Source organism: [Phormidium] sp. LEGE 05292, assembly GCF_015207735.1.
Lineage (GTDB): Bacteria > Cyanobacteriota > Cyanobacteriia > Cyanobacteriales > Aerosakkonemataceae > Floridanema.
Genome location: NZ_JADEWG010000029.1, coordinates 15,125 through 38,087 on the forward strand (window position 1 = coordinate 15,125; position 22,963 = coordinate 38,087).

Sequence of the window (22,963 nt, forward strand, 5' to 3'; positions counted from 1 at the left end):
TGAGCAAAGATGAACAAAATTGTCGGTGTAGTTGATACGATTCTGCAAAGTACGAAGTCTACCCTGCAACTGGGGAAACAGACAGATATTTCGGTTAAAAAATCACCTTTTATTGAAGTAACTCCCAGTGGCGAATTTTTGGGTTGTTTGGATGCTCCAACTACTCATGAAGTTAATCTTAACAGCACTTTGGTGGTAGCTGGTTGGCTTTGTAGCCGCAATACACCGATTCGATCGCTATTGTTAGCTACAGATGAAGTGGGAGAGGAACCTATTACTTATGGTGTACCTCGTCCAGATGTAGCACAGGTGTTTGCCGATGTGCCAAATGCTGCTTTGTCGGGTTTTCGCTGGAACATTTTTTTAGGCCCTAATTTTTCGGGAACCGTTAAGATTAAAATTGATGCGGTTTTGGAAAATGGGGAAAGAATTTGTTGTTTTACGCGCCTGGTAACAGTTATTCTCCCTACGCCGCCAAAACCTTCACGCTTAAATCCAGTTCTGTTTATTTACGGTGCAGGAAAAAAAGCTGTAGCTGCACTTAAACACGGACGTTTATCTGCTTCACCAATGCAATGGGTGCGGAAATTGCAGCGTTATTATCTACAGTTAAAAGCTAATCCTGATGCAGCGATCGCAAATTTCAATATTACTTATCCTTGGCAATTGCAAGATCCATATCAACGATGGATCGATCGCAATCGTCTAACGCCAAAATTATTGGCAAAGATGAAAGAAGATGCCCAAAAACTGAAACTTACTGGCGCAAAAATTAGCATCGTTGTTCCTATTTATAACACCGATGAAGTCTTTCTCAAAGAGATGATTCAGTCGGTAACTTCCCAAATTTATCCTAACTGGGAATTGTGCTTGGCTGACGATGCTTCTACTAAACCTCACGTTAAAGAAATTCTCAAAAAAGCAGCGAAATCAGACTCCCGCATTAAAGTGGTTTTTCGCTCGGAAAATGGTCACATTGTTGAGTCTACTAATTCAGCGATCGAACTAGCTACTGGTGAATATATAGGCTTTTTAGATCACGACGATCTGTTATCGCCAGATGCCTTGTTGCACGTTGCTGAATGTATTAGCAAAAATCCAGATGTGGATTGGATTTATACGGATGAAGATAAGATAGACAATGAGCGTTATTACGACCCTCAATTTAAGGGGGATTGGAGTCCAGAAATGATGCTCACTCATAATTTTACTCAACATTTTACGGTAATTCGCAAAAGTTTAATTGACCAAGTTGGACGGATGCGAAAAGGATATGCAGGAGCACAGGATCTCGATTTATTTTTAAGAGTAAACGAACAAACAACACCAGCAAAAGTTAAGCATATTTCTCAAGTTTGTTATCACTGGCGATGCCATGCGGAAAGTACTGCTTCTCACGGTATGCAAAAACGGTATATTTTTGATAGTGCTTATCAAGGAATATCAGATGCGATCGCACGTCGAGGATTAAAAGCTAAACCTTTTTTACCAGCAATTGCCGAAAAAAATGGTTGGTGTTTGTACCAAATAAAATGGGATGATTCTTTGCTGGCAGAGAATCCGGTAACTATTGTAATTCCCACGCGAGATAAAGTTCAATTATTAGAAAAATGCGTTGAAAGTTTAAAAAGAACTGTCGATCGCCGTTACGTTAAATTAATCATAGTTGATGATGGTTCCCAAGAGCCAAAAACTATCGAATACTTTCAGAAATTAGAACGAGAACAAGTTTTTCAATGCCGAATAATTCCTTCGGGAAGAACTACTGAACCTTTCAATTATGCGCGGTTAATGAATATTGGGGCAAGCCATGTTGATACCCCTTTAATGTTGCATTTAAATAATGATATAGAAGCCGTCGCACCCGGTTGGTTAGAAGATATGGTAGGGTGGATGTCGGTGGAAGGAGTCGCTATAGTTGGGGCGAAACTTTATTATCCCGATCGCACTATACAACACGCCGGAGTAATTGTTGGCCCCCATCATGGATTAGCGGATCATTTGTTCGATCGCTTACCTAAAGAAGAGGCAGGTTATAATGGTTTACCCCACGCCGCCCGCAACGTTGTCGCCGTCACAGGTGCTTGTCTGTTAACCTCTACAAATTTATACCGAGAATTAGGTGGATTTGATGAAGAAAAATTCGCCGTTCAATACAACGATGTCGATTACTGTTTGCGCGTTTTTCAATCAGGCAAAAGAGTTGTTGTTACACCCCAAGCAACCTTAATTCATGTTACCAGCGCCTCAAGAGGTAAAGAATATAACTATCAAGAACACTTGAATTTCTTAGAAAGATATCCTAATTTTCACGACCCCTATATCAACGAAAATTTAAATATAGACGACCTCTGGATGGCAGTGAATCCTTATCATTATTGCCACACAGAACGAGTCGGAAAATTAAAAATTCTCGTGGTTAGTCACAACTTAAATCTCGAAGGTGCGCCCTTAATTGTTTACAATTATGCTCGTTATTTTGCTACTGTTGGGGGATATCAAATAAATGTAATTTCTCCCGTAGATGGAGTTTTACGGGAGTTTTATGAAGAATTAAATATCCCAGTAAAAATCGTTCCCAAACATTTACCCCAAGCTGATGAATTGTTAGAAGAATATCGTCATCGGTTGAAAAAGTTAGGCAACAGTCTTGATTTAGCTTCCTTCGATCTTGTGGTATGTAACACTTTGACAACTGCTTGGGGTGTAGAATTAGCCAGATTATTTAATGTGCCAAGTATTTGGCATATTCACGAAAGTGTTGCACCCGAAAAAAGCTTGACAGTTTGTTTTGGAGAAGCCGATCAATTATCAATGAGACAAGTGTTGAATGATTGTTTTGTCAACGCCACGAGAATAGTTTTTCAATCGCAAACAACCGCTAATATATTCCAATACTTGAATACTCAAGATAATTTCCGCACTTTACCTGGTGCAGTGGCGATCGAAAAAATCAATCAATTCCGCCAATCCCATAGTAAAACTGAACTCAGGGAAAAATACGGGATCGATCGAAATGCCATCTTCCTGCTGATGGTAGGAACGATTTGCGAACGCAAAGGACAGCATATTTTAATCGAGGCGATCAAAGAGTTAACAAATCAATATCCAGAGTTACAGAGTAAGTTATATTGTGCGATCGTTGGTGGTAGCGTACCCAGTTACCTCAATTTTGTCAAACATCAAATTAAAAAATTAAATTTGCCAAACGTGCATATCTTTCACGAAACAAAGGAAATTTATGACTTTTTCGCCATGAGCGATCTTTTTGTATTTTCCACCTTTGAGGAGTCTTTTCCTAGAGTCATCCTAGAAGCAATGGCATTTGAATTAAAAATTGTCAGCACCAATGTATTTGGTATTCCCGAAATGGTAGCCAATGAACATGACGCTTATTTAGTCGATCCTGGTAATCCTAAAGCTTTAGCTAATGCGATTCATCAGTGCTTGGAAAATACCGAAAAGTCAGCAAAAATGGCTAGCAAAGCATACGCTAAAGTTTGCCGTTTATTCGATGAAAAAGACCTCCTTCATAATCATCTGTTGTTAACTAAAGAAGTAGTGCTAGAAGAGATAAAATAAATATGACCAATTATCAGCAATCCCAGCCTGATTTTATTATTATTGGCGCACAAAAAAGCGGCACTACATCTTTGTATCAATACCTAATTCAACATCCGCAAATTGTACCAGCAAGCGAAAAAGAAGTACATTTTTTTGATTTTAATTTTGCTAAAGGGGTAGATTGGTATCGCCAAAAGTTTAAACCTGTTTCTCAAAATTTCATCACTGGGGAAGCTAGTCCTTATTATATTTTTCATCCCTTGGTAGCACAGCGAATTTACAAATTGTTTCCCCAAGTCAAATTGATTGTGTTGTTAAGAAATCCGGTAGAAAGGGCGATTTCACATTACTATCATGAAGTGCGGTTGGGATTTGAAAACTTGGGGTTGGAGGATGCGATCGCACAAGAATCCGCTAGACTAAAAGGAGAAACTGCCAAAATGCTAGCAGATGAAACTTATTACAGCTACAATCATCAACATCACACCTATTTATCTAGAGGAATTTATGTAGAACAACTCAAACATTGGATGCAGTTTTTTCCCAAAGAACAGTTTCTGATTTTGCCCAGTGAAGAGTTATATAATCAACCAAATATGGTACTAAATCAAGTCTTAGAATTTTTGCAGTTACCGAATTATCAACTTTCTCAATACGACAAATATAACTCCGGGGAATACCCAGCAGTTACCCCAGAAATTCGCCAACAACTGCAAGCTTATTTTCAGCCATATAATCAACAACTTGCAGAACTTTTGGGAGGAAAATTTAATTGGGAATCAGGCGCAACATTGTAGAGACGTTTCATGAAACGTCTCTACTCTTAGCCCCCCTTATCAAGGGGGGTTGGGGGGATCAAAACCATACTAATCATAGCGTTAGATCCCCCCTGCGTCATTTAAGAAAAGCACCTGCGTAAAGCATAGAGGACTGAAGTCCTCACAACGAACCGGGGCATGACACATTGAAGATTAAAATTGATTAGGTAGAACTGACTCCAGCAATGAAAATACTGATCCTGCATCCTAACTTTCCTGCTCAATTTCGCCATGTAGCAGCAGCCTTAGCTAAAGATCCTAACAATGAAGTGCTGTTTGGCACAAAATTTGAAAATCCAGAATGGCAAATTCCCGGTGTTCGGAAAGTATTGTTTAAGCCCAGTCGGGAATCCCGTCCCGAAACCCATCATTATGTGAGATTCTTGGAAAATGGGGTTTTGCATGGACAAGCAGTATTTCGGATAGCAGAACAACTGAAAGCAGAGGGATTTGTCCCTGATATAGTTTACGGTCATTCCGGTTGGGGGCCAACATTATTTATTAAAGATGCCTTTCCCAATGCCAAACTAATGTGTTACTTTGAATGGTTTTATCATTCTATTGGGTCTGATGCAGATTTTGACCCAGCAGACCCTTTGAGTATAGATGATATGGCGCGGATTCGGATTAAAAATACGCCGATTTTAGTAGATTTATATAGTTGTGATTGGGGAATATCGCCCACATATTGGCAAAGGTCGCAGTTTCCCAAAGAATTTCACAATAAAATTAGCGTCTTACATGATGGTGTAGACACAGAATACTTTAAACCTAATCCAGGGGCAAAATTAATCTTACCCAATGTAGATTTGTCAGAGATTGATGAAATTGTCACTTATGTAGCAAGAGGAATGGAACCTTACCGGGGGTTTCCTGAGTTTATCGAATCCATTGCTTACTTACAAGAACGCCGCCCTAACTGTCATGTAGTAATTGTAGGGTCAGACCGAGTTTGTTACGGTAAAGCTTTACCCAATGGGGAAACTTATAAAAACTATATGCTCAAAAAAGTGCCTCTAGATTTATCCAGAGTACATTTTGTCGGATCATTACCTTATGGACTCTACTTAAAAGTAATTCAAGCTTCCCAAGTTCATATCTATTTAACTCGCCCCTTTGTCCTATCTTGGTCAATGATTGAATCCATGTCTACTGGCTGCTTAGTATTAGGTTCAGATACCCCACCAGTCAAAGAAGTGATCCAAGATGGAGAAAACGGATTATTAGCAGATTTCTTTTCTCCCAAACAAATCGCTGATAGAATCAGTGAAGTTTTGGATCATCCGACGCGCATGGCCCAACTGCGCCAAAAAGCTAGAGAAACAGCCTTAGAAAGATATTCCCTGGAAAAATTGCTCCCGCATCACGTCCAACTCATAAAAGATGTAGCAAATGCTTCTCTACCACCCCAAATTACCCAAACTGCTACTAACGTAGAATGTAAAGTTTAGGAACGAGGTGCTGATAAGAGCAATTCATGAATTGCCCCTACAGGGAATTATCCAGAATCACCTAACCTAGTTGTGTAGAAGCATTACAGTGCGTTAAAACACACAACAAAGTTACCCTTACAGGATGTAAGTTCGGCTAATTTGGAAAAAGACCGTTGCCAAAATGAGATTCCTTAGCTACAAGTGTAATTTTATCCCCAAGCTAGGGAACTATATAAACGGTGCGATGGTCAGATGGTAGTAAAGACCATTAAGAAACCATTAACAAATTTACTGTTTAGGTAATTGGAGAAAATTATTGTGCAAGTTATACTACTGAAGGCAAAGGAGATAGAATTAGGGAGCGAATTTGGGTGTACAAAAGAATTAGCCCCAAATGTAGCGAATCTATGTAATATCTCTATTAAAGATCCAGTTCAGTTTTTTGGAATGAGGAGTGTAGCTTAGATGGCAACAACAATATCTGGAACAAGTGGACCTGATACTATTATTTCCCAGACTGGTGATACAGTATTTGGTAATGGGGGTAACGACTTTATTACGGCGACCGGAGACGGTGGGTTAATTTATGGAAATACAGGCAGTGATACCCTGCTCAGTCTTGGTGCTAACACCCTGTTCGGCGGTCAAGGTGATGACTCCCTGAAGAGTGGTGCCGGAAAAAGTGTATTGTACGGCGATAAAGGTGCTGACATCCTAATCGCCACCTTTCAGGATACTTTAATTGGCGGTGATAGTCTTGGTACCGATACTAGTAACGATACCTTAATTGCACAGGCACAATCAGTACTGTATGGCAATAAGGGCAGCGATAGCTTAGTCGGTGCTGCTACTGCCACTCTTTACGGAGGTCAGGGTGATGACATCCTAATAGGGCAAGGTTCTGGTTACTTGTCCGGGGACGATGGTAATGACTCGCTCCTTGGTAAAGCTGGTGATACCCTAATAGGTGCAAACGACGCTGATACTCTGGTTTCTCAAGGAGCAACTCTTCTCTACGGGAACAAAGGAAAGGACATATTGACCATTGAAGGTGCAACAACAGCAAATGTCACCATGTATGGTGGTCAAGATGATGACATTCTTTATGGCAATGGTAAATCTGGTGTCCTCTATGGCGATCTTGGCAATGATACCATAATAGCTACAGTGCCTGGTTCTACTGATACTGTCTACGGCGGAAAGGGTGGAGATTCTATTCTGGGTTCTGACACAGCAGATTTTCTAGTTGGTGGTAGTAACACAGAAGGAACAGAGACATTAGACAGTGGAATCGATACTATTGATGCAAAAGCCGGTAACGACACCATCTATGCTGGCAGTGGCGGCAGTAGCATCTCAGGCGGAGCAGGCACCGACAAGATTTTCGGTGGAGCAGGTGCTGACTTAATTTATGGCGGCACTGACAATGATACTATATATGCTGGTGCTGGCACAGATAGCATAGTAGGTGGTCTAGGCGATGACAGCATAGTGTTAGAAAAAGATGGTGTGTCCGATCAGATTTGGTTTATTCCGAGTAAAGTTGCTGTTGGTACTCCTGACCCGTTAGGTCTACCTCAAGCTGTTGCTGAGTTTCCATTTTACCCTCAAGGAGCGACTCCAGCAGGTGACACCATCATAGGCTTTGAGGTAGGAGTTGACAAAATTGTTCTTGATGGTACTGCTACCACGTACACAGGAAATTTTGTCATATTCCCTGCCTTATCTTCTACAGCACCAGTCTCTCTGTCAATAGTTACCAGTACCGATGCAAATCTAATTAACGCGGCTCAAGGTTCCTTGATCTACTGCAGTCCAACAGGTGAACTATTCTATAATCCAGATGGTCCAGCTCCGGGACTTGGTGGAGGTGGCAAATTTGCTACTCTCGACAAGAATTTAGCTCTCTCACCAACAGACTTCCTAATTGTCTAAAAACGGTTGAAACAAATTAAGCTTGCTACAATTTAGCAGCTTTTTTACCCGCCTAAAAAGGCGGGTTTTTTGTTTATTTGTGATTGGCCATTTGTTAATGAAATTGGAGAACATGAAATTCAAACAACTCATGGCGATGATAATTTTTCCGAAGTTTTTCGATTTAATCAAAGGGTGGCGATGAATATAACCAATTTAGTGGTTAAGTTCTACAACAAAAAAACAGTTGAACTACCAGCAGATGTGAGTAATTTTGTAACTCCTGAAGCAGCTGTTGCGAAGCTGAAAACATTGTTTAATTCATTACCCATCATGTAGAGACGTTATATATAACGTCTCTACAAGGTTTTTCTGAGATCTTTCTTACACCTGCGCTGCGCCGCCCGCCCGGAAATCAATTTCCGGGCTAATAGCTCAATTCCATTAAAATGGACTGAAAACATAAGAATTGAAAGTATTTAGGGCTTGCTGAAAAAGTCTGTTGGTGGGAGTAGGGACACGGCATCATTAATATTTGCAACTTCTACTTTATCTCTTTCATGCCGTGTCCCTACAATTTCCTCGAAAAAGGCAAGGATTTGGCGCTAAAATCTCTGAAAAACTGGCACTTGTTTTGTTGAGTATGGGTTGATAAATTCCAGGTTCAACTTGAAATATTCGCTGTCAAAACAGCAGATTCAATAACGTTTGCTGTTGGTGCAGGTGATGAAGCTTCTGCATCCAGCAATTCTTTGACTTTCTCAAAAATTAAAACTTCTTCCTCATTTTGATCGGTTAATTTATCGTAAAAATAAGGATCGGAAAACCACTGTTCAAATGCCACTTCTAACAAACCGTTGGGAGAAAGTTGCAACCTCCAATAGGCAGACATTCTGTTATCAACAACCTCAAATAATGGTGCAGGACTCCGCATGGGATAATACATATAGTTATCTTCGCAGATGTAATACCAAATCTGTCCTTGTTTAGCAGAGAAAGCATAAACTATATATTCCTTCCCTATTGTTAAAGGAAACTCTAATTGTTTTGTGTAACCTTGTTGAGGAGAGAGATAATTTTCAGGAAGGAAGTCTCCTTTATTGGCAATACAACGAATTTTCATAATGATACTTTCTAGAGGTTTTTAGGTGCTGTTTTGGGATACTGGCGTTTAAATTTAAATTCAAAATCTTGAAGAGTTTGACTGTTACGAAACCAATGAACTTGTACAGAAGCTCCATTAATTTCAAAAGCTTGATTACTTGTCATTTTATCCCAATCTTCAGGATTACCACCATAATTAGCTACCAGTCGTGGTGCATCCATCAGGAGTTTATCTGTACCGACTTGAATTGGTCTGCAATTGCCTGCTTTAGCATCTTGTAGGAGGAGTTGTTCTTGTAAGTTACTGGGAATTTCATCGTGAATTCTGCCTGTAGTCACGATAAGTTTAGTTTCAGGAAAAGCAGGAAATATTAATGAAGTTGTAAATTAATTGGTTATCGGCATTCAACAATTAACCAATAACCAATGACAAATGACCAATTTACCTATAAAATAAATACCGAGCTCCGATGAGTAACAAAAAGATGCCGTAAAGCTTTTTCATTAAGGCACTACTAATATATGGTTGATTGGCAAATATTGCGCCAAACAAATTACCAATTACTAATCCAGCAGCAATCATTAGTGCGTGTTTAATATTTAAGTTGCCGTTGCGCTGATAGACGATCGCACCCAGAATACCGATCGGCAAAATTTGTGCTGCAATAGATGTACCAGTAGCGAACTTCTGATCCATCCCCATTAATAACACCATTGCAGGCACCATGATTGCACCGCCACCGATGCCAAACATCCCACCTGCCACACCTGCGGCTAAACCGATCAGCAATAATTGAAATAGTACAGACATAAAATTATGAACGAAAACTTAGACAAATAGTAGAATAATTTTTAACTATCAGCCACTCTGATGAGCAAAACCCACCATCGCCATAAATTACCTCATGTTGTGAGTCGCGGCAGCCGAAACCTCCTGCGTAAAGGTTCATCCCACCTCCATTGGCGCGATAGTTACCATTGGTTACTGACCCTTTCTTGGGGTAAATTTGTCATTGTAATTATTGTTGCTTATACGATCGCCAATAGTTTATTTGCCTTAGCATATTTAGCCGGAGGAGATAGTATCGCCAATGCGCGTCCGAGGTCTTTTGCTGATGCTTTTTTCTTCAGTGTGCAAACAATGGCTTCTATTGGTTATGGGGCGATGTTTCCCAAAACTGACTATGCGAATTTGGTGGTTGCGATCGAAGCATTATTTGGTTTAATGGGTTTAGCAATGGGAACCGGGTTAATGTTCGCCCGCTTTTCTCGTCCCACTGCTAGAGTTTTGTTCAGCAAGGTAGCAGTAATTACCACCTACAATGGTAAACCAACCTTAATGTTTCGCGCCGCTAACGAACGACATAACCAAATCTATGAAGCCGAAATGCACGTTAATTTAGTGCGCGACGAAGTGAGTATCGAAGGTTCAGTAATGCGGCGATTTTATGATTTAGAATTAGTCCGTAACAAATCACCTCTTTTCGTCCTAACTTGGACAGCAATGCACATCATTGACGAAACCAGTCCTTTGTATGGCGAAACCGAAGAAACCTTGCATCATTCCAACATAGAAATCATCGTTATTCTCACCGGAATGGATGAAACTGTTGCCCAAACAATTCACACTCGCCACTCCTATTTAACCGAAGAAATTCACTGGAATCATCGTTTTGTAGATATTTTAGTTACCATGCCCGATGGCAAAAGATTAATTGATTATACTCGCTTCCACGATGTAGTCAAATTGTAGGGTATTTGATAGGGATTAGGGACTGGGGACTGGGAGATGGGGAGATGGGGAGATGGGGAGATGGGGAGAATTAGATTTTACCTTCCCCTCTGCCCCTGTGCCCCCCTGCTCCTCTGCTTTCAACAAGCAACTAACGCATCTGAACGACGCAAAACCCTTAAATCTTCCTCATCTAATTCTACTGGCGTACCACTGCGAATTAGTTCCACAAAGTCTTCATTAGGAACCATAAAACACAAAGCATACAATCGTTCTGTGCCTGTATTTTCTATCAGATGGATTCCTGTTGGTGGGACTAAAATACTGTCTCCAGCACGAATAGAAACAGTTTTACCATCACAGCTTGCCCTACCTTCTCCTTTAAGTACAAAAAACATTTCTACAGCTAAATTATGTCGATTCGGAGGAGTTTTCCCCCCAATATCAAAGATTTCTACACATAACGTTAAAGAAAAGTTAGCTGTTGTTGGATCGAAGACAATTGCTAAACGATTAGTATCATGAGGACTAATGCGAAAAGCTTGATAATCTCTAGGAGACTTAACAACAGGAATTACGCAACAGTTGTTCATTTTTCTAAATCCCTTTGTCACTTGTGATTTATTAACTGTGATTTAATAACCAGTAATCGATCGCAAGAAAAATTGTTTCTTGCTACCTACTACCCACTGCCTACTACCCACTACCCACTACCACTTACCCATTATTAATTGCTTTTAAGATAGCTTGAGAATCTGTAACAAAACCAAAACATTGTTTCACATTGTAAAGAGTTGCTAACCAGCAGTACTCAGGAGAAGTAGTAGCGGTGCAATCTTTCACTAAAATGCAATCGTAACCTAAAAAATTAGCGTCTTGTAATGTTGCCATTACACATTGGTCGGCGTTGACTCCGGCAAATAATAAAGTTGTTTTGCCCAAGTTGCGTAAAATACTATCTAATGCTGTATCCCAAAAACCGCTCATTCTGTACTTATCAACCAAAATATCTTCCGGTTTTTGTTCTAATTCATCTACTACCGCAGCTGCCCAACTTCCTGCCATTAAAACTTTAGCGTTATTTTTCGGCAAAGGGTCGCCCAAACCTACAGCATCGCCTGTGGAATTGTAAACGTGGCGCAGTCCGGCGCTAATATTTAATAAGTCGGGACGATTTCCCCAGTTCAGCCAAATTATCGGCACGTTGACTTTTCTTAACTCTGGTAAAAAGCTTTTTAAAGGGTTAATTGGAGTCCTCGCAGGTGTGACATCTACGCCGATATGCGCCAACCAACCGTCTGGATGACAGAAGTCATTTTGCATATCAATTACTAATATGGCGGTTTTTGCTAAGTCGAGGCGCAAAGTTTTAGTTTCGGTCGCTAAAATGATAGGTTTGGGTTCTAAAGGTGGACGGGTAATATCGGCAATTTCGGCATTGACCGCCCAAGCATTAGGCGCTACACCCAAGGTACGGAAATTTTGCATAATTAATGTTAATTGTTGGTTTTGAGTTAGATTCGATGATAGAGTGCAAACAAATTTCACTGTTATAGTGAATACTGTTGACTGTTTTACTGCCAAAACTCATAAAATTTCTAAATTCTTAATGTTAAGGACAAATTCGTGACTTTTACTCTTCAACAAGCTTTAATTCCCGTAGACCAAGGTTACACAACTGTAGATTTGCAAGTTGTGGGAGATACAATTACGGCAATTTCTCCCAACTTAGAAGTTGTCGGCACAGTAGTTAATTGTCAAAACAAGTTATTGTTGCCTGGTTTTTTTAATGCCCATACTCACTCTCCAGAAATGTGGCAACGAGGTGCTATTCCTCCTTTACCTTTAGAATTGTGGTTGGCAGAACTTTATGATTTCATACCTTTAGAGCTAGAAAAAGTTTATTTGAGTGCTTTGGGTACGGCTGTAGAAACTTTATTATCAGGTGGTACTAGTGTTGTCGATCATTTGGTGCTAATTCCCGGACAAGAAATTGAAACAATTGCTACGGCGGTTAGTGCTTATCAAGAAGTGGGAATTCGCGCTTTTATTGCGCCTTTAATTTGGGATCAACCTTTGATTTCTGGGATTCCCAGTGGGGAAAATCAACCGGAAAATCCAACTAAGGGGCGTTCTGCAACAGAAATTTTAGAAATGTTGCAGGAGGCTATAAATAAGTTTCATCAACCAGAGGCGGGAGTTTATATTTTAACTGCGCCTACGGGAATTCAATTGTGTTCTGATGAGTTATTTGTTGGGTGTGCGGAATTGAGCGATCGCTACAATCTTTGTCGTCATTCTCACCTTTTAGAAACCAAAGCACAGCAGTTACTCGCTCAAGAAAAATATGGTTGTAGTGCAGTAGAACATTTAAACAAACTTGGTTATTTAAGTTCGCGCACTTCTTTAGCTCATTGCGTCCATTTAACTGATGATGATATCACAATCTTAGCGGAAACTCAGTCAACTGTTGTCCATAATCCTCTCAGTAACCTGCGTTTAGGTAGCGGAATTGCGCCTATTTTAAAATATCGCCAAGCGGGAGTTAATGTTACTTTTGGTTGTGATGGTTCTGCGAGTAATGATTCTCAAGATTTGCTAGAAGCAATTAAAATTGGTTCGATTCTGCACAATGTCACAGATTTAGATTATCAACATTGGATTACCCCGCGTCAATCAGTGGAGATGGCAGCTTTGGGAGGGGCTAAAGGTTTGAATATGGGAGACAAGCTTGGTTCTTTGACGGTGGGAAAAAAGGCTGATTTAGTACTTTATGATTTAACTGATTTGTCTTTGTTACCTCGGACCGATCCCATTGGTTTATTAATTTTAGGTCGTCCAACTCAGGTAGTTGATAGTGTTTGGGTAAATGGTAAAATAATTGTGGAAAATGGTCGAGTAACTACAACTAATGTAGCTAATTTAAAACAGGAATTGTTTGCCAAAAGTCAATGGGTAACAAATCGACAATCAAAAACTGTGACCCAGTTTGAAGCACATTATCGCAGTGTGATGGGGTTGTCTGAGGGGGAGATTAAGGGTTATTCTTAGAGAGTTATAAAGTGGAAAAGTGCCACTATTGTTATTATCTGGTTTGAAACAATGGATATCAATATTCCTGAAGTGGTAGCTGAAGTTAAGGTGGTATTTGAGCGTTACGAAAAAGCTTTAATTAGTAATGATGTGGCTGTACTCGATGAATTATTTTGGCAAAGTCCCCACACTTTACGCTTTGGAGTAACGGAAAATCTTTATGGTTATGATGAGATTGCTAATTTTCGCAGTAAACGTTCTGCTGTTAATTTGGAACGAGTTTTAATCAATACTATTATTACTACTTACGGACGAGATTTTGCCACAGTAAATACTGAATTTAAACGTCCACCATCATCAGATAAAATTGGCAGGCAAAGTCAAACTTGGATGCGGACAAATGAAGGTTGGCGTGTTGTTTGTGCTCATGTTTCTTTTTTGATGACTTCTGAAGGAAAATGAATATAAAAAAAGACGTTGTTGCGCTTCAACGCAAATCTAGTGCTAAAGCTCAACAACGTACCTATACTCAGCTCTTGCACCACAAGGCAGAGCCTCTATTTTTCGTTCCCAGGTTGAACCTGGGAACGAGGTCTTCGGAGGTTCTACCTCCATTGCTGCAATATCTGAGTAGTAGCACTTTCTAACATTTGAATTGTGCCGTTACTCGCATCAATTTCTACGTTTATTCCTATTGGTAAGGTGAATTTGTTGGGAATATGACCAATAGCTGCACCATACCAAGCGGGAATTTTTAATGGTTGAATATGGTCTTGTAAAACTTGCATTAATGTTAAAGATTGCTCTGGTTTTTCGGGATCGCATCTGGTACATTGACCGAAAATAAACCCGGAGATGCGATCGAGTATTCCGGCAAGTTTTAATTGGGTTAACATTCGATCGACTCGATAAACTTCTTCCCCAATGTCTTCAATAAATAAGATAGTCCCTTGCCAATTTGGTAAGTAAGCAGAACCGATCATTGCTGATAAAACTGATAAGTTACCACCGACTAATTTACCTCGCGCTTTTCCGGGGGTTATTGTTTCTATTTGAATGGGACTAGAATTAAAATTTTCCCCAGTATTCGGGGGATTTTGCATAGTAACAGCTTCTTCATTAAACAAAATTCGCTGCACATAATTCACTGTAAATTGATTCCAAGTAGATGTGGCGACTGGCCCGTGAAAAGTTACAATTCCACTTAGGGCATAAATTGCTAAAAGTAAGGAAGTAATATCACTATAACCAATGATAATTTTGGGATTTTTTCTAATTAATTGGTAGTTTATTAAGGGTAAAATTCGATTACAACCCCAACCACCGCGCAGGGTGAGAATTGCTTTAATTGATGGATCAACAAACATGGCATTAATATCAGCAGCACGATCGATATCTCTACCTGCTAAGTAACCGTATTTGTCTAAAATATGCGCCCCTAATTTGTAATTTAATCCTAAGTTTTTCAGGGTTTGTTTAACTTCTTCTAGTTCTTCGGAAGTAATGAAACTAGCAGGATTAACTAAACCAATTGTATCACCAACTTTCAGGCTAGGTGGCTTTAAAATTGGCTGAGAAAATGAGTTAGCTTGAGCAATTTTTGGTAATTGACTGGTGAAGGCGGCGAGTCCCAAAGCTTGTAGAAGTTGGCGGCGATCGAAATTCATGTATCTATCCAAACTGTCACCGCCGCTACAGCGATTAACATTTCATCATTTTTATCATTAAGAGATGCGATCGCTCTCCCTTCAACTACCATTCCTCCAGCTTCTACAGTTAAAGTTTTTTGCCCAAAAGGTAGCACTGCTAATACTTCCTCTTGGCGCACTTGTTCGGGGTAAGGAACAGCAACTTTTACTTCAACAATCATCTGATTTGGGTCGTTTAAACCTGCAACTTCCCAAACTCCGGGTAACGCATTGTGTGCGATCGCATTTCGCACCGCCCTAGCCGCCGCTACAGTTGGTTCTTGTCCGTGCTGATCCACACCCATTCCCATTTCAATAACCAAACGTTTCCGAGTCATTTTTACCTCTTAATTTGCTGATTACTTAACCAAATCAGTTTCCTTTTTCAGTTCTATGACAAACTGCACTATTTGCAGATTATTATCCTTCCAATTTAAGCGTTGTTCCCGAATTATTTTTAAGTGAGCTTCTATATTGTTCGGACTAATTAATTTGCCAAAATTCGGCGGAACTTTTTCAGTTTGATAATTATATATCCGCCGCATAATTAAGTTACCAACTTCCTCTTGATAATGTACGCTATCCACGAAATTTTTCATATTATCACCGATCGGTTCTATAGTTAGATTGCTGTAACTAGAGAAGTCCCAAACCGGAGTTATGGTAGCAATTTTACGTTTCCAATCTTCAAATTGTGACCAAATACCAGCCCTATTAATTACTTCTAATTGGGCGGCGTGTACTGGAGCAATAAATACTTTCAGTTTAATATTACGCTGTTTACAAGTATCAACAATTGATTGAAAAGCAACTAACTCTTCTTCCGAAAGATTATAGTCTTTATAGAGACTTTTTTCCATCAAATACATTTTCATTACTCTCTTAAAATTTCTATATCTTTCGCTATCTTTATCGACACCTTTTGGTTGTTTGACGACAGCTTGCACCGCCAAAGGATTAACTTTAGGATTGGCTACAGGAGTTTTCTTTTCCTGCTCAGCCGCACCAAGTTTGGACTTTTTCACATCTTTTTCCACCTTTTGATTAGGCTTGGTGGTTTGTTTTTCCTTTTGTTTGGCTTTTGATGTGTTCTTTTCTTTAGCTTCTTTAGCTTTCTCTATACTCTTTTTCTTGCTATTTTTTTTATTTTTTGCTTTGAGACGAGCAGAGGATTTGCGATCGATTCGTGCTGCTAAAACCTTCGATTTTTTTTGCCCCTCTGATTTTGGTTGTTGTTCACCTGGCTGCGGTAGAGCTACAGCAGGCAAAGTAACTTTTCTTAAGCTAGCAGCGAAAGTATCCAAAGAGAAATTAATTTTAATCAACTCAGGAATAGTTACACTGTATTTATTTGTTCTGACTAAAGTTACTTCTTGGGGCTTTTCTGGCTGATTTTCTGGAGTTGCTTTTCCTGGTTTTTTTTGTCCGCCAAAAGCGAAGAAATCCAGGCTCAGTACTACTTCTTGTAAATCAGGATGATTAGCCAAAGTATCATCAAAATAACTTTTAATATCCCGCATTTTCGCCCCAGGCAAAGCCAAGTTATAAACTGGGTGTGCAGTTAAAGCTGGGTGTTCTGTAGATAATTTTAAAGCTGTAGACGTACCTAAAAACACTGTTTTAGGCTGAATCTTCGTAATACTGAGGGTGGCTAAATTTATTTTAAATCGCTCGGCTCTATATTTATTTCTCTGCTCTAAAGTTGTCTGTTTAGATTGATTTTTACTCTCTACGTTTTGCTGCTTTGGTAGAGCTACTGGCACTGAAGAATCACCAGCTACATTAGGTTGGTTTTCCTCTGGCGCAGTCAGATTTTTGATTACGCCATAAGGATCGACAACTAAATTAAAAATAGCGATCGAAGCTACATTCAATCCTACCAAAGGCAGAAACAACAAGTTAAACAGGCGATAACTTCTGCTATGAATCATTGCTAAAACTGGAAATAAAGGAACTCAGAAACTCGATTTAAAGATAATAGGCAAAGAGCAGCCAGAGTAGTCAGAGATATTACCCATAATAAATTGGGTTTAAACAATTGCAGCATTTGATTAGTATTTGGTAAAACTGTCACACCTACTAGTAATGCTGCTAAAACAATTAAACTTTCTCCTCCTCCTTTTAAGTAGGGAAAACTTTGGCTAAACTTCACTCCGATGGGGGACAACCAACCGAACAAACTTTCATAATTGCTAGCAATAACAACACCTTTTGCACCAATCATTGTTTGTAAAATTTGCCAAGCGTCAGTAGCATTCCGCGCCCGGAAAAACACCCAGCTCACTACTACAGCTAAAAATGTAATTGTCCATCCTACTGATTTAGGTAAAGTTTTACCATGTAATTTCCACGAATGATTAATTGATAGGTAAATTCCATGTAAAGCACCCCAAATTACAAAAGTCCAACCAGCACCATGCCACAATCCACCTAATAACATAGTAATTATTAAGTTAGCATAGCGGCGAATTTCTCCTTGACGACTACCACCTAAAGGAATGTATAAATAGTCTCTTAAAAAATTAGAAAGAGTGATGTGCCAGCGTCGCCAAAAATCACTAATAGAAAAGGCTTTATAAGGTGAATTAAAGTTGATTGGTAGCTTAATATTAAGCATCAAACCTAACCCTACTGCCATATCAGAGTAACCAGAAAAATCAAAATATAGCTGCAAGGTGTAGCTCAATGCTCCCACCCAAGCTTCAATAAAGCTGACTTGAAAAGCGTTGTCAAATACAGGCGCAACCCAAGATGCTATATGATCGCCAATCAAAACTTTTTTGGCGAGTCCTAAAATAAATAGGGCTAAACCTCTAGCCATGTTTTTATGAGAAAAAACATAAGTTTTTAATTTCTGAAATTGCGGAATTACCTGTTTATTATCTGATATTGGCCCTGCAATTACGTGAGGAAAAAATGCCACAAAAAGGCTGTGAGTGAGGAAATCAGATTGTTTAGCTTTACCGTTATAAGTATCTACTAAATAAGCGATTTGAATAAAGGTATAAAATGAAATTCCCAATGGCAGAATAATTCCAGTGATTTGCCAGTTTGTGTGAATTAATTCACTTAAATTTTTAATAAAAAAGTTGGCGTATTTATAATAGCCCAGTAAAGCTAAATTGAAACAAATGCCCAGCCATAAAAATAATTTTGCTTTTTCAATGTTTGGTTGGGCTTGTTCGATGTACTTGCCAATTAAATAATTACAACTGATGGATATTAGTAACAGTGGCAAATAGGAAACGTTCCAGTTAGCGTAGAACACTAAAGAAGCGATAAGTAACCAAGTTCTAGCAATGGAAATTAAACGAAACTTGGTTAAAGTGAAAAAGACTATTAAGGTAATCGGCAAAAAGCCAAAGATAAAACTATAAGAGTTGAACAGCACAGTTCTATATTAAGAAAGGAAACAAATTGCGATCGCTGTTAATTATATAATACTTGTCAACTTTTTTGACTATTATTACTGTAATAGGTAATATCAGCCAGCATAAATTAATTTACATAATTTTTGATAATTTCTTTCCATACTGCATAGCCTTCTCCATTTAAATGAATACCATCATTTGTGTAACGGTAAGATAGTTCGTTGTCGATCGTAAAAAATGAATATAGGTCTATATACTGATAGTTAAATTCTCCTGCTAAAACTTGTAATTCTTGGTTTAGCCGAAAGATTAGGTTATTATCTACTGGTTTGTTAAAGCGACTGTTCACTGGCAAAACGCTTTGAATATATACTTCGGTGCTGGGACTTGATTGTTTAATGTTACTTAGTACCATTCTATATTTTTTCACTATTTCCTCTAATTTTTGCTCGCTAATTACGTCATTTATCCCAATCATCAAAAATATTTTTTTCGGACGATTTACCGTTACTTGATCTAATCTTTTCAGTATTCCATATAAATTATCCCCAGCAATACCTCTATTTTTAACATTAGAATTTTCTAAAATTTCTGACCATTCACATCGTTCGATCAAACTATCTCCTAAAAATACAATATTATTTGGAGTTTGAGGGATTATCTCAAATAAACTTCTCCGATCTAAATAATAAGAAGAAAATTCTGATGGTCGGAAATTATCCTGAGAAGTATTATTAAAGTATCTCCCCAATAACTGCTGACTCATCAAATAAGTTGTTAAGCCTTTTTTAGGAATAAAAACTATTACATAAGTCAAAAATATAATATTTAGGGTTATGGAAAAGACCATTCCCCAGTTTTTTTTCTTTGATTTAGGTGAGAGAAGCATTTTACTGATGAAAAATCAAAAATAAAACTAACAATATACTAGGGTAGTGTTGCTGTCAAGTAGATTAAGTCTAGAAGAGCCATAAAATCAACTCAATCTGGCGGTACATTCTAAAATTAATTTTTGATTGATTAAAGCATGAGGCTGAATTTCTAATGCTTGGTGAAAAGCTTGGATTGCCTCACGATATTCGCCTATTGCGGCGTGACATAATCCTAAACCGTGAAGTGCTCCAAAATGAATCGGATTGAGCTTAATTACCATTTTGCAGTCGGCAATTGCTTTTTTGTATTCGCCAATTGAATAGTATAAAACTGCGCGGCGATTCCAAGCTTCTGCAAAGTCTGGTAAGTCAGAAATTAGTTGGGTAAGTGTTATTTCTGCATCTTTAATTTTTCCAGCTTCTAGTGACATTTGAGCCTGACGAATGATTTCAAATCCGATCGCGCCTTTTTGCTCAAACCATATACGCCAAAGTTCTGCTGTTGCGCGATCGCGTATTTCCTCATCAGCATTTTTTAAATCATTTAATAGTTGGTTTATGCGGTACTCATTCATAATGTATTAACCAGAAAAAACGATTAAATAAACACGCTAAGATTCAGGGAATTAGTGAATTTTTCTAAGAAGAATATTCCAGCTTTAGAATTACCTATATAATCGAGAGCGGGACTATAACAAGCGATCGCACCTGCTGAAGGTACAATAGATAATAAAGCGCCACTCACCCCCGATTTAGTTGGTAAACCTACTTTTACAGCAAAACTAGCTGATGCTTCATACAATCCACAATTCATCATTAAAGCATTCACAATGCGTCGATGTTCTCTAGAAATTCCCGCTTTTTCTTGTGCCAATAACATTCCCAATTTGGCTAAATCACTGATATTTCCTGCCAAACAACATATATGATTGTAAGTGTCGATCGCAATTTCTGGAGCATTCAGAAACCCAAATTCAAACATTACTTTAGCGATCGAGCGATTCCGTCCTCCACCAGCCGCAACTACAGAATTGAGCATCGCTTTATCTAACACTAAATTAGCTCCAGCACGTTTATTTAACCATTGACGTAAGTTTTCGCAACGAGAAAAACCATCTGCGCCAGGTAATAAAGAAGCGAGTGCGATCGCACCACTATTAATCATTGGATTTCTGGGCCAACCTTTGTCAGCTTCTAACTGTTCGATCGAGAAAAAAGGCTGGTCAGAAGGCTGCATTCCCACATGAGAAAACACCGCCTCTCTCCCCATTTCCTCTAACAAACATAGCAACACAAAAGGCTTAATTACACTCATTAAAACGAAAGGTATTTCAGTTTCCCCAACCCTAAAAATTTGCCCATTAGTGCAATTAATTTGTACCGCAAACCATTCAGGATTAACTTGAGCCAACAGGGGAATATAATCAGGTAATCTACCCCCTTGACTGTAACTTCTTGCTTGGACAGCCAAACCCTCTAATTGCTCTTGAGTTAAATTAGATAATTTTGCTGAATTCATCATCTACTAGCCAACACTACAGAATAGGATTCAGCCGCTTTAATCAAAGCATTAACATCTTCCTCTTTAGTATTATACGCTGTAACTAATCTTAAGGTTGTCGAATCTTCCCCTTCCCAACGATAAAGCTGAAAACCTTCAGCAAAAAGACCTTGAATCACAACTTCCGGCAATTGAATAAAAATTTCATTCGCGTCTACCGGATGACAAAGTTTCGCACCAGGTAAATTAATTAAACCCGCAACTAATTTAGCTGCCATCTGATTAGCATTAATCGCATTTTTTAACCACAAATCATCTTTAATATATGCTTCTAATTGCACTGATAAAAAACGCATTTTTGAAAATAAATGTCCCCCACGTTTGCGCCGAAAAGCGAAACTTTCTGCTAATTTACGGTTGAAAAATACCACTGCCTCTGCCGCCATTGCGCCATTTTTAGTAGCACCGAAAGATAAGATATCAACACCAGCACGCCAAGTCATTTCTGCGGGAGTACAACCTAAAGAAACGACAGCATTAGCAAACCTTGCTCCATCAAGATGTAAACTGAGATTATGCGCGTGAGTGACTTCTGCAATTTGGCGAATTTCATCTACAGTATAAACTGTTCCGGCTTCAGTTGCCTGGGTAATACTAACAGCAGCAGGTTGGATATGATGCACAATTCCTGCACCTGCATTTTTTAATTTTAATGCCAAATCATCAGAGGTAAATTTGCCATGTTCTCCAGGAATTGCTACTAATTTAGCACCACCAGTATAGAATTCTGGAGCACCACATTCATCAAGATTAATATGGGATTCATTGTGGCAATAAATCGCACCATAAGGAGGGGTGATTACTGATAAAGCCAGAGAGTTAGCAGCAGAACCTGTGGCTACCGGAAAAACGATGACATCAGTTTCAAATAATTCGGAAAAAAGAGTTTGTAATTTTTGGGTGTATTCATCGTTACCATAAGGCATAGCTGTGCCTTGATTAGCAGCAATTAATGCTGCCATGATTTCCGGTGCTACGCCTGTGACATTATCGCTACAGAAATTCATTAACTTCAGAGGTTAGTTGCAACTGTTCTATTGGAATGATAGAGAAAAAAACGAAAATCTTCCACTTTAAACAGTGACAACTTATTTTACCAGGCGATCGCCTCTCTATCCCGGAAAAATCCCCCCGTAGGCCCATCATCCGGCAAAGTTGCCAACCAAACAATTGTATCAGCCCCTTGCTCAGTCGTCCGAGGTGCATTTGGCCCCCCCATATCCGTTTTTACCCACCCAGGACAAACCGAATTTACCAAAATATTCGTCCCTTGCAACTCATAAGCAAACATTTTAGTAAGGGAATTCAACGCAGTTTTTGACATCCGATAAGCAGCGTATCCACTTCTCATTTCTTGCAATTGTCCCGCACCAGAAGAAACATTTACCACCCGTCCGTAATTATTGATTTGCATTAAGGGAATTAACGGCTGACAAATTAACAATGGCCCATATACATTGGTTTCGATAGTTTGCTGGATAGTGCTGATTTTCGCTTTAAAAATACTTGAACCATCAGCGGAAAAATCCAATGCAATCGCAGCATTATTTACCAAAATATCTAATTTACCAAACCGATCGCGAATGAACTGAGCCAGATGTTCAATACTTTCGGCATTAGTCACATCAAGAGGGTAACTACTAACATCTAAATCTTCTGATTGTAGTTGTTCTGCGGCAGCTTTCCCTTTAGTTTCATCACGACTGGTGAGAATAACTTGAATGTCATTTTTTGCCAATTGGCGACAAGTTTCAAAACCGATTCCGCGATTTGCACCTGTGACGATGGCTAGTTTTTTGGTGGTAGTCATTTGGGATTCTATCCTATTGATATTAAAATAATTATTAACTATTTTAGTTAATTTGTTTTTTAG

22 protein-coding genes are annotated in these 22,963 nt (G+C 39.0%); 8 read left to right on the forward strand and 14 right to left on the reverse strand.

Going from position 1 to position 22,963, the window contains the following annotated elements; all coding sequences use genetic code 11:
• Positions 1-9: 9 nt before the first annotated feature.
• The 5 genes from IQ264_RS11055 (at position 10) to IQ264_RS11075 (ending at position 8,068) form a co-directional block, all read left to right on the forward strand.
• Positions 10-3,582, forward strand: coding sequence for a glycosyltransferase (locus IQ264_RS11055; RefSeq protein WP_193980833.1), 3,573 nt, complete (start codon positions 10-12; stop codon positions 3,580-3,582).
• Positions 3,583-3,584: 2 nt separating this feature from the next.
• Positions 3,585-4,361 (forward strand): sulfotransferase family protein, encoded by a 777-nt coding sequence (locus IQ264_RS11060; RefSeq protein ID WP_193980834.1) that lies wholly within the window; start codon positions 3,585-3,587, stop codon positions 4,359-4,361.
• Positions 4,362-4,567: 206 nt separating this feature from the next.
• Positions 4,568-5,833: a glycosyltransferase family 4 protein gene (locus IQ264_RS11065; protein WP_193980835.1), complete on the forward strand. Its 1,266-nt coding sequence runs from the start codon at positions 4,568-4,570 to the stop codon at positions 5,831-5,833.
• Between the two features lie 447 nt (positions 5,834-6,280).
• Positions 6,281-7,750 (forward strand): calcium-binding protein, encoded by a 1,470-nt coding sequence (locus tag IQ264_RS11070; RefSeq protein ID WP_193980836.1) that lies wholly within the window; start codon positions 6,281-6,283, stop codon positions 7,748-7,750.
• A gap of 69 nt (positions 7,751-7,819) precedes the next feature.
• Positions 7,820-8,068, forward strand: a complete 249-nt coding sequence (locus tag IQ264_RS11075) for a hypothetical protein (RefSeq protein WP_193980837.1) — start codon at positions 7,820-7,822, stop codon at positions 8,066-8,068.
• A gap of 325 nt (positions 8,069-8,393) precedes the next feature.
• Here the strand turns inward: IQ264_RS11075 and IQ264_RS11080 are convergent, their stop codons facing one another.
• The 3 genes from IQ264_RS11080 to IQ264_RS11090 all read right to left on the reverse strand — a co-directional run bounded on the left by IQ264_RS11080 (position 8,394) and on the right by IQ264_RS11090 (position 9,644).
• Positions 8,394-8,852: a hypothetical protein gene (locus tag IQ264_RS11080; RefSeq protein ID WP_193980838.1), complete on the reverse strand. Its 459-nt coding sequence runs from the start codon at positions 8,850-8,852 to the stop codon at positions 8,394-8,396.
• A gap of 11 nt (positions 8,853-8,863) precedes the next feature.
• Entirely contained in the window at positions 8,864-9,172 is a 309-nt protein-coding gene (locus IQ264_RS11085) for a hypothetical protein (RefSeq protein ID WP_193980839.1), read from the reverse strand.
• Between the two features lie 103 nt (positions 9,173-9,275).
• The gene (locus IQ264_RS11090) at positions 9,276-9,644 is read right to left on the reverse strand and encodes a sulfite exporter TauE/SafE family protein (protein ID WP_193980840.1); all 369 of its coding nucleotides are present in this window, start codon (positions 9,642-9,644) and stop codon (positions 9,276-9,278) included.
• A gap of 60 nt (positions 9,645-9,704) precedes the next feature.
• Between IQ264_RS11090 and IQ264_RS11095 the strand changes: the two genes are divergently transcribed.
• Entirely contained in the window at positions 9,705-10,586 is an 882-nt protein-coding gene (locus IQ264_RS11095; RefSeq protein ID WP_193980841.1) for an ion channel, read from the forward strand.
• A 119-nt stretch (positions 10,587-10,705) separates the two neighbouring features.
• Here the strand turns inward: IQ264_RS11095 and IQ264_RS11100 are convergent, their stop codons facing one another.
• Both IQ264_RS11100 and IQ264_RS11105 read right to left on the reverse strand, forming a co-directional pair.
• Positions 10,706-11,158, reverse strand: a complete 453-nt coding sequence (locus IQ264_RS11100; RefSeq protein WP_193980842.1) for a cupin domain-containing protein — start codon at positions 11,156-11,158, stop codon at positions 10,706-10,708.
• Positions 11,159-11,282: 124 nt separating this feature from the next.
• Complete coding sequence (locus IQ264_RS11105; protein ID WP_193980843.1) at positions 11,283-12,053, reverse strand: cysteine hydrolase family protein; 771 nt, start codon at positions 12,051-12,053, stop codon at positions 11,283-11,285.
• Between the two features lie 138 nt (positions 12,054-12,191).
• On the opposite strand from IQ264_RS11105, the gene IQ264_RS11110 reads away from it, so the two are divergent.
• Both IQ264_RS11110 and hpxZ read left to right on the forward strand, forming a co-directional pair.
• Positions 12,192-13,616, forward strand: a complete 1,425-nt coding sequence (locus IQ264_RS11110) for an amidohydrolase (RefSeq protein ID WP_193980844.1) — start codon at positions 12,192-12,194, stop codon at positions 13,614-13,616.
• A 51-nt stretch (positions 13,617-13,667) separates the two neighbouring features.
• Complete coding sequence (gene hpxZ, locus IQ264_RS11115) at positions 13,668-14,060, forward strand: oxalurate catabolism protein HpxZ (RefSeq protein WP_193980845.1); 393 nt, start codon at positions 13,668-13,670, stop codon at positions 14,058-14,060.
• A 143-nt stretch (positions 14,061-14,203) separates the two neighbouring features.
• Here hpxZ and IQ264_RS11120 read toward each other — a convergent pair whose 3' ends face one another.
• From IQ264_RS11120 to IQ264_RS11160, 9 genes are all read right to left on the reverse strand, one after another.
• On the reverse strand, positions 14,204-15,265 hold the full coding sequence (locus IQ264_RS11120) for a S66 peptidase family protein (protein WP_193980867.1): 1,062 nt from the start codon (positions 15,263-15,265) through the stop codon (positions 14,204-14,206).
• Complete coding sequence (locus IQ264_RS11125) at positions 15,262-15,624, reverse strand: Lin0512 family protein (RefSeq protein ID WP_193980846.1); 363 nt, start codon at positions 15,622-15,624, stop codon at positions 15,262-15,264. Before IQ264_RS11125 ends, IQ264_RS11120 begins: the two co-directional genes overlap by 4 nt.
• Positions 15,625-15,645: 21 nt before the next feature.
• Positions 15,646-17,217, reverse strand: coding sequence for a hypothetical protein (locus IQ264_RS11130; RefSeq protein ID WP_193980847.1), 1,572 nt, complete (start codon positions 17,215-17,217; stop codon positions 15,646-15,648).
• Positions 17,218-17,219: 2 nt separating this feature from the next.
• Entirely contained in the window at positions 17,220-18,677 is a 1,458-nt protein-coding gene (locus tag IQ264_RS11135; RefSeq protein WP_193980848.1) for an MBOAT family O-acyltransferase, read from the reverse strand.
• Between the two features lie 107 nt (positions 18,678-18,784).
• Positions 18,785-19,546: a GDSL-type esterase/lipase family protein gene (locus tag IQ264_RS11140; protein ID WP_193980849.1), complete on the reverse strand. Its 762-nt coding sequence runs from the start codon at positions 19,544-19,546 to the stop codon at positions 18,785-18,787.
• Between the two features lie 87 nt (positions 19,547-19,633).
• Positions 19,634-20,104, reverse strand: coding sequence for a tetratricopeptide repeat protein (locus IQ264_RS11145; protein ID WP_193980850.1), 471 nt, complete (start codon positions 20,102-20,104; stop codon positions 19,634-19,636).
• 23 nt (positions 20,105-20,127) lie between these two features.
• Positions 20,128-21,051, reverse strand: coding sequence for a glutaminase A (gene glsA / locus IQ264_RS11150; protein WP_193980851.1), 924 nt, complete (start codon positions 21,049-21,051; stop codon positions 20,128-20,130).
• Positions 21,048-22,097, reverse strand: a complete 1,050-nt coding sequence (locus IQ264_RS11155; protein ID WP_193980852.1) for a threonine aldolase family protein — start codon at positions 22,095-22,097, stop codon at positions 21,048-21,050. Before IQ264_RS11155 ends, glsA begins: the two co-directional genes overlap by 4 nt.
• Before the next feature lie 86 nt (positions 22,098-22,183).
• Positions 22,184-22,900 (reverse strand): SDR family oxidoreductase, encoded by a 717-nt coding sequence (locus tag IQ264_RS11160; protein ID WP_193980853.1) that lies wholly within the window; start codon positions 22,898-22,900, stop codon positions 22,184-22,186.
• Between the last annotated feature and the right edge of the window lie 63 nt (positions 22,901-22,963).